This window comes from Micromonospora deserti, assembly GCF_003236335.1.
Classification (GTDB): domain Bacteria; phylum Actinomycetota; class Actinomycetes; order Mycobacteriales; family Micromonosporaceae; genus Micromonospora; species Micromonospora deserti.
Genome location: NZ_POUB01000186.1, coordinates 1 through 12,130, shown reverse-complemented (window position 1 = coordinate 12,130; position 12,130 = coordinate 1). Strand labels below are relative to the sequence as shown.

Below are 12,130 nucleotides of genomic sequence, written 5' to 3'. Positions count from 1 at the left end.
GCTGACGGCGGGGCGGGCACCTGCCCGCCGCGGCGGGTGGGGCCTCGTGTGATCATCGGCGGGTGCCGGTGCGAGCGGAACACGACCGGGCCGTGCTGGCCGGGCTGCTGGGGCGGGATCCGGTGCTGCACGCGTACCAGTTGGGTGACCTGGACGACTTCTTCTGGCCGTACACCTCGTGGTTCCGCCGCGGTGACGAGGTGGCGTTGCTGTACCACGGTGCGGACCTGCCGACGTTGCTGGCGTTCGCGGCGCCGCCGCGGGTGCCGGCGCTGGCGGGCCTGCTGGGCGAGCTGGCGCCGGTGCTGCCGGCCCGGCTGTGGGCGCACCTGTCCCCCGGTGTGGAGTCGGCGCTGGCCGGGGCGTACCGGGTGGACGCGGCGGGTGCGCACTGGAAGATGGCGTTGACCGACCGGGCCCGGCTGGCGGCGGTGCGACCGGCGGGCGTGCCGTTGGACGCCGGTGACCTGCCGTCGTTGCGGGAGTTGTACGCGGCGGCGTATCCGGGCAACTGGTTCGATCCGCGGATGCTGGACACCGGCCGGTACGTGGGTGTCGGTGAGGGCGGGCGGCTGGTGGCGGTGGCCGGGGTGCACGTGTGGTCGCCGGCGTACCGGGTGGCGGCGGTGGGCAACGTGGCGACCCATCCCCGGGCGCGGGGCCGAGGGCTGGCCGGTGCGGCGGTGGCCGCCGTGTGCGGGCGGCTGGGTGACAGCGTCGACCATGTGACGTTGAACGTGAAGGCGGACAACGTCGCGGCGGTGCGGCTGTACGAGCGGCTCGGTTTCACCCGCGTCGCCGATTACGGCGAGTATTTGCTGACCGCCGTCGCGCGGTGACAGTTGGTTGTCTTGCGATTACTTCCCGTGTGGTGGGCTGTCGTGGCCGTCCGGTCACGGCGGCCGCGACGACCGGCCGGGCGGCGGCGGAATCCGGTGACGGCTAGCGTGTCCAGCCGCCACGCGGGGTCAACAACTCAACGCTGGGCTGGGCTTGTGTCGGACCGGCGCGGGCCGCTGGCACCCCTAGCGTCTTCGGGCAGAGGCCGCGCGGTGCCCGTGCGGCGGGAGCTGGAGGAGAACGCATGGCAACAGCAGCAGTCCCCCGGTGGCGATCACGGTCGGTGACCCTGATCGCGGCGGTGGCGGCGGTGACCGGCTTGGCGGCCCCGGCGGCGGCGGCCGAGGTGAGCCCGCCGACGGTCGACCGCGACGCCGACCCGGGGACGTCGATCCCGGTCAGCAAGGTGGTGTCGACCCCGGCGATCCCGCCGAAGCCCGACGTGGTGCTGCTGGTCGACACGACCGGCAGCATGGGCGGGGCGATCGCCAACGTCCGCCGGTGACCGGCCGCCGGGCCCGACCAGGGGTCCGGCGGCCGGGTCGCGTACGCCGGGGTCAGCCGCGACGGCTGGGTGAGTCGAACCGGCCGGCGCGGATTTCCCGCAGCGCGCGCCGGCGGGCGTCCCCGCGCAGCGTGTCGACGTAGAGCCGGCCGGCGAGGTGGTCGGTTTCGTGTTGCAGGGCGCGGGCGAGGAAACCGCTGCCGGGAATGGTAAGCGGTTCGCCGTGCTGGTCGAAGCCGTGCGCGGTGGCGTGCAGCGCCCGCGGGGTCGGGAAGTACAGCCCCGGGATGGACAGGCAGCCCTCGTCGTCGTTCTGGATCTCCTCGGACAGCTCCAGCGTCGGGTTGACCATGTGTCCGCGGTGGCCGTCGGCGTCGTAGACGAACACCTGGGCGCCGACCCCGATCTGGGGGGCGGCGACGCCGGCGCGGCCGGGCGCGCCGAGCAGGGTGTCCATCAGGTCGGTGACCAGGGCGCGTAGCTCGGCGTCAAAGCTGGTCACGGGCTCGGCGGGGGTGCGCAGCACCGGGTCGCCGATGATCCGGATGGGCCGCATCGTCATGGCGGCAAGGTTATCGGTGGTCGGCGGCGGCGGCGCCCGGGCGGTCGCGGATGAGCACCTCGATGCCGTCGAGGATGCGGGCCAGGCCGAACTCGAAGGCCCGGGCGGGGTCGCTGGCGGCCTGGTACTCCTGGCCGGCGGCGGTGCCGACCCGGGCGGCGAGTGGGAACCGGCGCGCGTCGAGGGCCTTCTCTAGGTACGGGGCGTGGGCCTGCCACCACTGCTGCTCGGTCATGCCGGTGTGGGCGGCGGCCTGGGCGGCCTCGACCGCGCTGCGCACGGCGCCGTGCACGAACCCGGAGACGAGGGTGACCACGGCGTCCATCTCCAGGTCGGTCAGGCCGATGCCGTCGACGGCGCGCAGTTCGTACTCGTAGCGGGCGATGAGGTTGGGGCCCAGCGGGGGGCGGGTGGTGGCGACCTGCAGCAGCCACGGGTGGCGCAGGTAGAGGTTCCACGTCTCGCGGGCGATCTGCGCCAGGCGCCCGCGCCACCCGCCGGGCACGTGGTCGGGGCGGGCGGTCTCGCCGTAGACGGTGTCGAGCATGACGTCGAGCAGTTCGCCCTTGCCGGGCACGTACGTGTAGAGGCTCATGGTGCCCACGCCGAGGCGTTCGGCGACCCGCCGCATGGACAGCGCGGCGAGCCCGTCGGCGTCGGCGACCTCGATGGCGGCGCGGACGATCCGGTCGACCGACAGGTCGGGGCGGCCCTTGCGGCTGGCCCGTTCCCGGGTGCGCCACAGCAGGGCGAGGCTGCGCGCCGGGTCGCCGGTGCCGCTGTACTCGGTGGCCATGCCCGGACTCTACCGTCGTCCGTACCGTATGACGTACGGTACGGTGTACGACAATGACGGGAGGCGGGAGCGCGGATGCACATGGACACACCGGCGATCGAGGCCGAAGGGCTGCGCAAGCGATACGGCGACACCGACGCACTGGCCGGGCTGGACCTGACCGTCGCGGCCGGGCGGGTCTGCGCCCTGCTCGGCCCGAACGGGGCGGGCAAGACCACCGCCGTGCGGATCCTGACCACCCTGCTGCGCCCCGACGCCGGCCGGGCCCGGGTCGCCGGCCACGACCTGCTGCGCCATCCCGACCGGGTCCGCGCCGCCATCGGCCTGGTCGGTCAGCACGCCGCCGTCGACGAGGTGCTCGGCGGCCGGCAGAACCTGGTGCTGTTCGCCCGGCTGCACCACCTGCCCCGGCGCGCCGCCCGGGCCCGCGCGGACGACCTGCTGGAACGTTTCGGCCTGGCCGACGCCGCCGGCCGGCCGGTGTCGACGTACTCCGGCGGCATGCGCCGGCGCCTCGACCTGGCCGCCAGCCTGATCGTCGCCCCGCCGGTGCTCTTCCTCGACGAACCCACCACCGGCCTGGACCCGCGGGGGCGCAGCGAGGTGTGGGACGCCGTGCGCGCGCTGGTCGCAGACGGCGCCACCGTGCTGTTGACCACCCAGTACCTGGAGGAGGCCGACCAGCTCGCCGACACCGTCCGGGTGATCGCCGCCGGCCGGGTCGCCGCCGCCGGCACGCCGGCGCAGCTCAAGGACGACCTCGGCGGCGACCGCGTCGACGTGGTGCTGCACCGCGCCGACGAGCTCGACCGGGCCGCCACGGTGATCGCCGCCGCCACGGGCGCGGCCCCGGCGGTCGACCCGGCCGCGCTTCGGGTCAGCGTCGCGGTCACCGAGCGGGTCACCGCTCTGGCCGCGGTGCTGCGCGCCCTCGACGCGGTCGGCCTGCGCGCCGCCGATGTCGCGGTGCGCCGCCCCACCCTGGACGAGGTGTTCCTGCACCTCACCGACACACAGAAGGTGACCGGATGAGCAGTCTCTCCCTCGCCCCGCGCAGGCTGCGCTGGGCCGTGGCCGACACCCTCGTGCTGACCGGCCGGGCCCTGGACCACTGGGCCCGGCAACCCGCCCAGGTGATGGTCGGGCTGCTGTTTCCCGTGCTGCTGGTGCTGATGTTCGGCTACCTGTTCGGCGGGGCGATGTCGGTGCCCGGCGGCGGCGACTACCGCGAGTTCCTGCTGCCCGGCATGTTCGCCATGACCATGGTTTTCGGCGTCGAGGCCAGCTACGCCGCGGTGGCCACCGACACCGCCCGCGGGGTCACCGACCGGTTCCGCTCGCTGCCGATGGCGCGGTCCGCGGTGGTCACCGGCCGGGCCGCCGCCGACCTGGTCAACTCCGCCGCGGGACTGGTCGTCATGCTCGCCTGCGGCGCGGCGGTGGGCTGGCGGTGGCACCACGGTGCCGCCGCCGCGGCCGCCGCCGTCGGGCTGCTCCTGCTGCTGCGGCTCGCGCTGATCTGGGTCGGCATCCACCTGGCGCTGGTGCTGCGCAGGCCGGAGTCGGTGATGGTGCTGCAGATCCTGGTGTGGCCGGTCGGGTTCACCTCGAACGCGTTCGTCGCCCCGGAGAGCATGCCCGGGTGGCTCGCCGCGCTCGCGCAGTGGAATCCGCTGTCGGCGACGGTCGCCGCCTGCCGGGAGCTGTTCGGCAACCCCGGCTGGGGTGGCGACTCGTTCGCCGCGCAGCACGCCGTCATCCTCGCGGTGGCCTGGCCACTGCTGCTGACCGCCGTCTTCCTGCCCCTGTCCGTACGCCGCTACCGGCGGCTGAGCCGCTGACCGCGGTCGGTCAGCGGGCCACGGCCACGTCGGCGTCGAGCAGCTCCCGCACGTGCCGCGCGCGCCTCCCGGTCCGGGGCTCCTCCACCGCCCAACTAATGTAACAGTGCTGTTGTATCTGTGGATGGGGGAGGAACGGATCCATGACCGGGCGATATCCACCGATCGAGCCGTACGCGCACGGAATGCTCGACGTCGGCGACGGCCAGCTCGTCCACTGGGAGACCTGCGGCAATCCCGACGGCAAACCGGCGGTGGTGCTGCACGGCGGCCCCGGCTCCGGGTGCGCCCCGGCGTGGCGGCAGCTGTTCGACCCGGCCCGCTACCGGGTGGTCCTGTTCGACCAGCGCGGCTGCGGTCGCAGTCTCCCCCACGCGGCCGACCCAGCGGTGGACCTGTCCACCAACACCACCGGCCACCTGGTCGCCGACATCGAACGGCTGCGCGAGCACCTCGGCGTGAACCGCTGGCTGGTGCTCGGCGCCTCCTGGGGGTCGACCCTCGGTCTGGCCTACGCCCAGCGGCACCCGCAGCGGGTCAGCGAGCTGGTGCTGTTCAGCGTGGTGACCACCACCCGCCGGGAGGTCGACTGGGTCACCCGGGACATGGGGCGGGTCTTCCCGGTCGAGTGGGAGCGTTTCCGTGCCGGCGTGCCGGCGGCCGACCGGGACGGCGACCTCGCCGACGCGTACGCCCGGCTGCTGGCCGACCCGGATCCGGCGGTGCGCGACCGGGCGGCGCGCGACTGGTGCGCCTGGGAGGACACCCACGTGGCCACCGTCCCCGGCCACCGGCCGGACCCCATCTACGCCGACCCGGTGTTCCGGATGGTGTTCGCCCGGCTGGTCACCCACTACTGGCGCCACGCCGGGTTCCTGCCCGACGGCGAGCTGCTGCGTGGCGCCGGGCGGCTGGCCGGAATCCCCGGCGTGCTGCTGCACGGCCGCCTGGACATCAGCGGCCCGCCGGACATCCCCTGGCGCCTCGCCCGGGCCTGGCCGGACGCCCGGCTGGAACTGCTGGACGCCGCCGGGCACGGCAGCGGGCACGGCATGGCCGAGCGGGTGGTGGCGGCGCTGGACGACTTTGCCGGTCGAGTCCGCTGATCGGCCCGGCTCAGCGGACTCGGTCGTAGACGAGAGCCAACGTGCCGTGTTCACCCGCGGCCCGGCTGACGAGCGCCCACTGCCCCGCGGGCAGGCCGTCGTCGAAGAGGCGCCCGCCGCCGACGCCCAGGTGCGCGCCGACGGGCACCCGGTCCGCGATGAGGACGTCGCACGGCTCTCACCGCTCGGGCACGCCCACATCAACATGCTCGGCCGCTACGCCTTCACCCCGCGCACCGACCAGACGCTACGCCCACTGCGTGACCGGACGCCGTCGACGAGTAGCCGGCGACGCCCGATCGCCACCTGGACCAGCACTGGTCAGTTGTTGCTGGACGCTGGGGGCCTAGCTCCGCCGGGCGTCCTTGACGAACACGATCCCGTCGTTGCTGGCCAGGTGCGCCGGGTCCAGCGGGGAGTAGCCGTACCAGGGGGAAACGCGGCCAGCGGGTGTCACCTCGCCGAGGATAGCGGCCAGTCGGCGGGCCTCGACGACGTACCGGTCCTCCGGGAGCGCGTACAGGAGCCCTTCGATGGTGTCCGGAGGCGGGGTGTCCACTCCCTGGTGACGGATCGTGCCGAGGGCCGTGGCCAGGAAGGCGTACCCCTGGCCCAGGTGGGCGCTGACGATCGCGCCGGCGCTCCACCATTCCACCGGCAGGTCGCCCATCCGCATCCTGCTCTTGTTCCGCTGGAGGTGGCCGTTGTGGGCGTTCGCCAGCGCCGGGCCCTGCTCGGCGATGGCGAGCAGGTTGGCGGCCATCATCGAGTCCCGCACGCCGAGCAGCCGCGCCATGCGGCTCGGTGACGTGTCGGCCATCCAGAAGTGGTAGCGCAGCAGCCCGGTGGCGGTGCGCCCGTACAGGCGTGCCCGGTCCCAGTCGTCCGGTGAGGACGCCGCGATCAGCTGTGGCGTCTGCGCGTCGAGCAGCGTCACCAGGTCGTCGGCGAGCAGCCGCAACTGCTTGGCCTCGGGTGTCTGCCCCACGGACTGGGATGGGTCCATCATCGCGGCGGGGTTGGTCCACTGGTCGTCGGCGCCGAGCAGGCGGTCGAGCGTATCGGCGGCGCAGGGGAGCAGATCGGCGTCGGCCCAGGCGGTGAGGTAGGCGTGCAGTGCGGTGAGGGCCTGCCGGGGGCTCGCGGCACCGGTGATCTCCAGCGGGCCGTCGAAACCGGCGAAGCGCAGCCGCTCGGACGCGGGCCGGCCGTCGCTGTACGCGCGCATCCAGCGCACCAGCTCGCGGTTGGCCGGGAAGGCGCCCCACTCGTGGCTGAAGCCGCGCTCCATGACCTCGTCGAGGGTGCCGGCGCCCGAGGTGACGTAGTCGTCCACGATTAGGCCCATCATGCAGTCGCTCTCGATGGCGATCGTCCGGTAGCCCTCCAGCTCGACGAGTTGCCGGAAAAGATCGTTCCGCAGCTCGAGCAGAACGTCCTCGCCGTGGGTCGGCTCACCCAAGGCAAGCAGCCGCGGCCTGGCCGTGAGCAACCGCATGACGGTAGCAGCGTCGACGACATGGGCGGTGTCTGTGATGCCAGCAGTCATGCCCTCAACGGTATCGTTGAACCAACGGTTGAAACTTCTCCGCGATATTGGCAGGACCTTGAGGCAAAACCTTCAAAACGGTGGGCGACTCAGGCCGGTTGACCTGGCGCGTGGGCATGGTCTGTCCACGCAGGCGATCAGGAACTACGAGGCGGCCGGGATCCTTCCGGCGGCTGGACGCACCCCGCATGGTTACCGCACCTACACGCGGCGGCACGCGCAAGCCCTGCGCGCGTTCCTCGCCCTCGTGCCCGGACACGGTCACCAGACGGCCACGTCGATCATGCAGGCGATCAACCGGGACGCGACCGAGGATGCGCTCCGGCTTATCGACGAGAGTCACGCCCAGCTTCTTGACGACCGCCGCACCCTCCAGGCCGTCGAAGCCGCTGTTCGTGACCTCGAGCCGGTGCCGCAGGAACGCGGCGACACGTTCGTCGGTCCCCTGGCGAGAAGGCTCGGCATCCGCCCGGCCACCCTCCGTAAATGGGAACGCGCTGGCTTGGTCGAGCCACGCCGTGACCCGCAGACGGGCTATCGGGTCTACAGCGCGGCCGACGTGCGCGACGTCCTACTGGCTCACCAGCTCAGACGAGGTGGTTACCTGCTGGTGCAGATCGCCCCGCTGATTGTCCAGGTCCGTTCCGCCGGAGGCATTGCGCCGCTCGAGTCCATGCTCCGCGACTGGCGTGCCCGCCTGTCGGCCAAGAGTCGCGCCATGCTCACCGGCGCTGCCGCATTGGACGCCTACCTCAACTGCCGGCCGGTCCCGTCCGGAGACGAGCCGAGCGCCTGCACCGCCGCCTCGTCGACCACGAACCCGACTCAGCCGCCCAACAGCTCCCGCTGATCGTCGCCATCGTCCCTCGGTCGCTTTCGGGATGATCAACAACGGGCGCCAGTCGGGCACGTTTCTGCAGCAAGGCCAGTCCCGAAACCGGCGCGTCGCCAGCGAGTTTACTGCGCCCGCACCCTCTCAGGCGCCACGCTTGGGTAGCTGACCCAGCCCGCCGAAAACTTGATCCTGGTGTGGATGAAGAAATGTAGACGGTCCCGGCACGATGTGTGCCGGGACCGGTCGGTGTGTCGGGCGGGGTCAGCCGACGGTGCCGTGCTTGTAGAGGTCGAGGGGTTCGAGGTCGGAACTCGGGAACGCCTGGTCACCTCGGCTGTATCACCAACGTTCATTATCGGACGTGCGGCAGCTTTCGACCAACTTCTTGATCCCGGGACGCATCATTTAGCAGCTAAGGGCTTTTGCCACTGGCACGCCCAATGGCTCGCTTCACCGGCTGATGATGTCGGCGAGCTGGGGGCGGGCGAGGGCGATCCAGTCAGCGGTGCGGACCGCGACGGAGCGGTCCAAGCGGGCGGCGTTGAAGAAGAGCTCGGGAGCCTGCAGCAGCGTCGGGTCAGCGACGAGTTGAAGGCGCTGGTCGTAGCTGACGGGCAAGACTGTGCCGCTGACGCTGCCGGCTAGCTCTTCGGCCTTGTCGGTGGAGGCGAAGGAGACGTAGGTGCCGCCGAGCAGCGTCTTGACGGCACTCAGGTCCAGCCGGGCGTCGCCGGGCACGACCGCGAGCACGTACCGGGTCTGCTTCTTGCCGATCTTCACCATGACGATCAAGCACTTGGCGGCGTGCGCGACGGGGTGGCCGCGCATGCCGCTGACCAGCTCGGTGCGGCCCTCGGCAGGGTGTTCCAGGAGCCGGTAGGAGGCGCCCGCAGCCTCCAGGTCAGCGATCAGCCGCTCGTACAGCTGGTACTTGCCGGGGACAGGCGGCATGTCCGGGCCCGGGCTGGTCTCTGGCCGAGTCATCGAGTGGCCTCCTGGGGCGTGCGTCCGATGGGTTCCGTAGATGCTCCGGCCGAGGGGACTTCCGCCGCGTCCTCGCCCGCGGTCGCGGGCAGCCGGGCGCGGTGGCGGGTCTCGACGCGCTGGCCCCAGAAGGTGCCGGCGATCACGAGCACGGCGCCGACCGCGCCAGCCGGGCCGAGGACATCACCAGCCAAGCACAGCCCGATCAGGACCGCCCACAGTGGTTCAGTCCCGAGCAGCAGGCTCGCGCGGGACGCGGAGGTGCGACGCACCGCCCACAGCTGCACAAGGAAGGCGAACATGCTGCATCCGAGTGCCAGGTAGAGCACGTTCAGCCACTGCGTGGGCCCGAAGCCGGTCACCGCGCGAGCGACCGCGGGCGCACCGGCCGCGGTGAAGATCACCGCCCCGACGATCGTCTGCAGCAGCGTCAGGGTGATGGTGTCCATCGGGACTGCGTCATGGGGGCGCGTGCGGGTCAGCCGGCTTGAGGCGGTCACGTGCACGGCGCGGATCACGGCGGCGGCAAGCATCAGCGCGTCGCCGGTCGAGGGGGCGCGCAGCCCCGAGCCGGAGATGAGCAGCGCGATCCCGGCCAGCGCTACCGCCGCTGCGCCGAAGAAGCCCAGCGGCAGCCATCTCCGCGACACCAGGCCGTCGAGCACCGGGGTCAGCAGGATCGTCAGGCTGATCAGCAGCCCGGCGTTCGTCGCGCTGGTCAGCGACACTCCGTAGGTCTCCAGGGCGAGCACCGCGGCCTGCGTTACGCCCAGCCCGATCCCGACGGCGGCCTCTCGGCGCCCTGGTCGAGGCGGGCGGCGGGCGACGCAGACCAGGGCCATGGCCGCGGCTGAGACCAGGTAGCGCAGGGCCAGCACCGCCAGCACGCCGCCGGCGACGACGAGCACCTTGGCCGATAGGTAACTGCTGCCCCACACCGCCGCGACACCGAGCAGCAGCACGTCCACCCGACGCCCCACACCCAATGCTGTCGCTCCCGGTATCGCTGACACATGATCAGCCTCAGGCCGGCTGATCATGTAGACAAGGCACGAGTTACTGAAGCGATGGTGTAGGCATACCTAATGGAAGTGCACCAGCTGAGGATCTTGCGAGAGCTCGGAGAACGCGGCAGCGTCGCCGCCGTCGCCCGAGCCCTACACGTCACGCCATCAGCCGTCTCCCAGCAGCTGGCCGCGCTACAGCGCTCCAGCCGGGCCCCACTGACCGAGCGCCGCGGCCGGCGTCTGGTGCTCACCGATGCGGGCAAGGCGCTGGCCGCCGCGGCCGTGGAGGTGATCGGTGCGCTGGACCGGGCCGTGCACGCCGTCGACGGTTACCTCGACGACCCGGGCCTGCCGGTCAGCGTGGCGGCCTTCCACAGCGCCGCCCTGGCCTACTTCGCCCCCCTGATCCAGCACCTGCACGAGACCGGCGGGCCACCGGTGCACTGCGCCGACGCCGACGTAGCCCAGTACGACTTCCCGGCCCTGGTGGCCGACTACGACTTAGTCCTGGCCCACCGCCTCGACTCCAGCCCGCCGTGGCCGAGCGACCGGCTCACCGCGCTCCCGCTGGTCCACGAGCCCCTCTACGTAGCCGTGCCGGCCACGTCCCCGCTCGCGCGCACCGCGCGGCTCACCGCCGCGGACGTCGCCACCCAGCCCTGGATCAGCGTCCACGACGGCTTTCCTTTGCAGGGCACCCTGGCGGCCATCGCCGCCGCCGCCGGCCGACCGCTCGACGTGACGCATCGGATCAACGAGTTCACCGTCGCCGCATCCGTCGTCGCCTCCGGCGCCGCCCTGGCCCTGCTGCCCGGCTACACCACCCTGCCCGACCCCCGAATAGTGCTCCGCCCCCTCGACGACCTGCCCGCCGGCCGCCGCATCGACGTCCTCACCAGGCCCGAGACCCCGAACCGAGCGTCCGTGCAGACGGTGCTGCGCGCCCTACAGGTGATAACCCAACGCGTACGGTCCGGGTCAGAACCTCCGGGCTTGCAGAAGGACTACCTCGCCTCTGCCCCTGGCGCGTCACCCCTCAGCCCGGCCCAGCCGTGTCGCTGGAAGCCACGGGCAGCTCGGTCGGGCTGAACCGTCCGCGACATCACGGCCACCACGCCGGCCGGGTGGGTCGGTCCCGACATCAGTTCGACAACGGCCGAAACGTGTGGTCGCGTGACCGGGGACGACATCAGCCCGAAGCGGCGCAGGGCCGCGGAGCCTGGCCGCCGCGCCGGCGGGCCGGAGGGGCCGCCGAGGCGCACGCCGGGCGGGTCAAGCGCCGGCGAGGGCGGCGCGCACCGGGGCGGTCTTCGCCGCGGCCTCGGCCACCTCGGCGTCGGGGTCGCTGCCCCAGGTGATGCCGCCGCCGGCCCAGACATGCAGCCGGTCGGCGTCGGCGGCGGCGGTGCGGATGGTCAGGCCCAGGTCGATCCGCCCCGGTGCGACCCAGCCGAGCGCGCCCATGCCGGCCCCGCGCCCGACCGGCTCCAGGGCGGCGATGCGGTCCAGCGCGGCGCGTTTCGGCGCGCCGGTGACCGAGCCGCCGGGGCAGACCGCGCGGAGCAGGTCGGCCAGGCCCAGCCCGTCGGCGACCGCGGCGGAGACGGTCGACTCGGCCTGCCACAGGTCGCACCAGCGGCGTACCGCGAACAACTCGTCGACCCGCACGCTGCCGGTGCGGGCGATCCGGGCCAGGTCGTTGCGTTCCAGGTCGACGATCATGATGTGTTCGGCGCGTTCCTTGGCCGAGGCGAGCAGGTCGGCGCGGCCGGCGGCGGTGGCCGGCCGGGTGCCCTTGATGGGCCGGGTGACCAGCCGGCCGCCGGTCAGCTCGACCAGCGTTTCCGGGGAGGCGCAGCCGATGGCCCAACCGGCCCCGGTGAGGGTGCCGCCGTAGCGGGCGCCGGGCAGCGCGCCGAGGCGGGCCAGCGCGGGTAGCGGGTTCCCGGTGTAGCGGGCGGCGGCGTGCCCGACCAGGTTGACCTGGTAGACGTCGCCGCGGCCGATGGCGTCGCGGACAGCCCGCACCGCGTCGGCGTGCTGCCGTGGCGTCCAGCTCTCGGCCCAGTCGCCGAGCCACCAGCCCTCGCCGGGCGGGGCCGGGG

14 protein-coding genes are annotated in these 12,130 nt (G+C 72.9%); 7 read left to right on the top strand and 7 right to left on the bottom strand.

Annotated features, from left to right (window positions below):
• The first annotated feature begins 62 nt into the window (after positions 1-62).
• Together C1I99_RS22380 and C1I99_RS22375 are read left to right on the top strand one after the other, a co-directional pair.
• Positions 63-839, top strand: coding sequence for a GNAT family N-acetyltransferase (locus tag C1I99_RS22380; protein WP_111136182.1), 777 nt, complete (start codon positions 63-65; stop codon positions 837-839).
• 245 nt (positions 840-1,084) lie between these two features.
• Complete coding sequence (locus C1I99_RS22375; protein WP_146604020.1) at positions 1,085-1,345, top strand: hypothetical protein; 261 nt, start codon at positions 1,085-1,087, stop codon at positions 1,343-1,345.
• A gap of 52 nt (positions 1,346-1,397) precedes the next feature.
• Here the strand turns inward: C1I99_RS22375 and def are convergent, their stop codons facing one another.
• Both def and C1I99_RS22365 read right to left on the bottom strand, forming a co-directional pair.
• Positions 1,398-1,907, bottom strand: coding sequence for a peptide deformylase (gene def / locus C1I99_RS22370; RefSeq protein ID WP_111136180.1), 510 nt, complete (start codon positions 1,905-1,907; stop codon positions 1,398-1,400).
• A 10-nt stretch (positions 1,908-1,917) separates the two neighbouring features.
• A complete protein-coding gene (locus C1I99_RS22365; RefSeq protein ID WP_111136179.1) occupies positions 1,918-2,703 on the bottom strand; it encodes a TetR/AcrR family transcriptional regulator in 786 nt (261 codons plus the stop codon).
• Between the two features lie 75 nt (positions 2,704-2,778).
• On the opposite strand from C1I99_RS22365, the gene C1I99_RS22360 reads away from it, so the two are divergent.
• The 3 genes from C1I99_RS22360 to pip all read left to right on the top strand — a co-directional run bounded on the left by C1I99_RS22360 (position 2,779) and on the right by pip (position 5,650).
• On the top strand, positions 2,779-3,735 hold the full coding sequence (locus tag C1I99_RS22360; RefSeq protein ID WP_199562345.1) for an ATP-binding cassette domain-containing protein: 957 nt from the start codon (positions 2,779-2,781) through the stop codon (positions 3,733-3,735).
• Positions 3,732-4,544, top strand: a complete 813-nt coding sequence (locus C1I99_RS22355) for an ABC transporter permease (protein ID WP_111136177.1) — start codon at positions 3,732-3,734, stop codon at positions 4,542-4,544. Before C1I99_RS22360 ends, C1I99_RS22355 begins: the two co-directional genes overlap by 4 nt.
• Before the next feature lie 143 nt (positions 4,545-4,687).
• Positions 4,688-5,650 carry a prolyl aminopeptidase gene (gene pip, locus C1I99_RS22350; RefSeq protein ID WP_111136176.1) on the top strand — a complete coding sequence of 321 codons (963 nt, stop codon included), beginning with the start codon at positions 4,688-4,690 and terminating at the stop codon, positions 5,648-5,650.
• A gap of 10 nt (positions 5,651-5,660) precedes the next feature.
• Here pip and C1I99_RS34140 read toward each other — a convergent pair whose 3' ends face one another.
• Both C1I99_RS34140 and C1I99_RS22335 read right to left on the bottom strand, forming a co-directional pair.
• Positions 5,661-5,798 carry a hypothetical protein gene (locus C1I99_RS34140; RefSeq protein WP_233512646.1) on the bottom strand — a complete coding sequence of 46 codons (138 nt, stop codon included), beginning with the start codon at positions 5,796-5,798 and terminating at the stop codon, positions 5,661-5,663.
• A 198-nt stretch (positions 5,799-5,996) separates the two neighbouring features.
• On the bottom strand, positions 5,997-7,199 hold the full coding sequence (locus tag C1I99_RS22335; RefSeq protein WP_111136175.1) for an erythromycin esterase family protein: 1,203 nt from the start codon (positions 7,197-7,199) through the stop codon (positions 5,997-5,999).
• On the opposite strand from C1I99_RS22335, the gene C1I99_RS22330 reads away from it, so the two are divergent.
• The gene (locus C1I99_RS22330) at positions 7,186-8,049 is read left to right on the top strand and encodes a TioE family transcriptional regulator (RefSeq protein WP_233512645.1); all 864 of its coding nucleotides are present in this window, start codon (positions 7,186-7,188) and stop codon (positions 8,047-8,049) included. The genes C1I99_RS22335 and C1I99_RS22330 overlap by 14 nt on opposite strands.
• 435 nt (positions 8,050-8,484) lie before the next feature.
• Here C1I99_RS22330 and C1I99_RS22325 read toward each other — a convergent pair whose 3' ends face one another.
• Entirely contained in the window at positions 8,485-9,018 is a 534-nt protein-coding gene (locus C1I99_RS22325; RefSeq protein WP_233512644.1) for a YbaK/EbsC family protein, read from the bottom strand.
• A complete protein-coding gene (locus tag C1I99_RS22320; RefSeq protein ID WP_233512643.1) occupies positions 9,015-9,998 on the bottom strand; it encodes a DMT family transporter in 984 nt (327 codons plus the stop codon). Before C1I99_RS22320 ends, C1I99_RS22325 begins: the two co-directional genes overlap by 4 nt.
• A 105-nt stretch (positions 9,999-10,103) precedes the next feature.
• On the opposite strand from C1I99_RS22320, the gene C1I99_RS22315 reads away from it, so the two are divergent.
• Positions 10,104-11,114 carry a LysR family transcriptional regulator gene (locus tag C1I99_RS22315; RefSeq protein WP_111136171.1) on the top strand — a complete coding sequence of 337 codons (1,011 nt, stop codon included), beginning with the start codon at positions 10,104-10,106 and terminating at the stop codon, positions 11,112-11,114.
• Between the two features lie 183 nt (positions 11,115-11,297).
• Here the strand turns inward: C1I99_RS22315 and C1I99_RS22310 are convergent.
• On the bottom strand, positions 11,298-12,130 hold an 833-nt coding region (locus tag C1I99_RS22310; protein WP_111136170.1), incomplete at its 5' end, for a chorismate-binding protein.

Coding starts and splice junctions, on each gene's coding strand:
- C1I99_RS22375 (WP_146604020.1), top strand. CDS start 1,085: ATGGCAACAGCAGCAGTCCCCCGGTGGCGATCACGGTCGGTGACCCTG.
- def (WP_111136180.1), bottom strand. CDS start 1,907: ATGACGATGCGGCCCATCCGGATCATCGGCGACCCGGTGCTGCGCACC.
- C1I99_RS22365 (WP_111136179.1), bottom strand. CDS start 2,703: ATGGCCACCGAGTACAGCGGCACCGGCGACCCGGCGCGCAGCCTCGCC.
- C1I99_RS22360 (WP_199562345.1), top strand. CDS start 2,779: ATGCACATGGACACACCGGCGATCGAGGCCGAAGGGCTGCGCAAGCGA.
- C1I99_RS22355 (WP_111136177.1), top strand. CDS start 3,732: ATGAGCAGTCTCTCCCTCGCCCCGCGCAGGCTGCGCTGGGCCGTGGCC.
- pip (WP_111136176.1), top strand. CDS start 4,688: ATGACCGGGCGATATCCACCGATCGAGCCGTACGCGCACGGAATGCTC.
- C1I99_RS22330 (WP_233512645.1), top strand. CDS start 7,186: ATGCCAGCAGTCATGCCCTCAACGGTATCGTTGAACCAACGGTTGAAA.
- C1I99_RS22335 (WP_111136175.1), bottom strand. CDS start 7,199: ATGACTGCTGGCATCACAGACACCGCCCATGTCGTCGACGCTGCTACC.
- C1I99_RS22325 (WP_233512644.1), bottom strand. CDS start 9,018: ATGACTCGGCCAGAGACCAGCCCGGGCCCGGACATGCCGCCTGTCCCC.
- C1I99_RS22315 (WP_111136171.1), top strand. CDS start 10,104: ATGGAAGTGCACCAGCTGAGGATCTTGCGAGAGCTCGGAGAACGCGGC.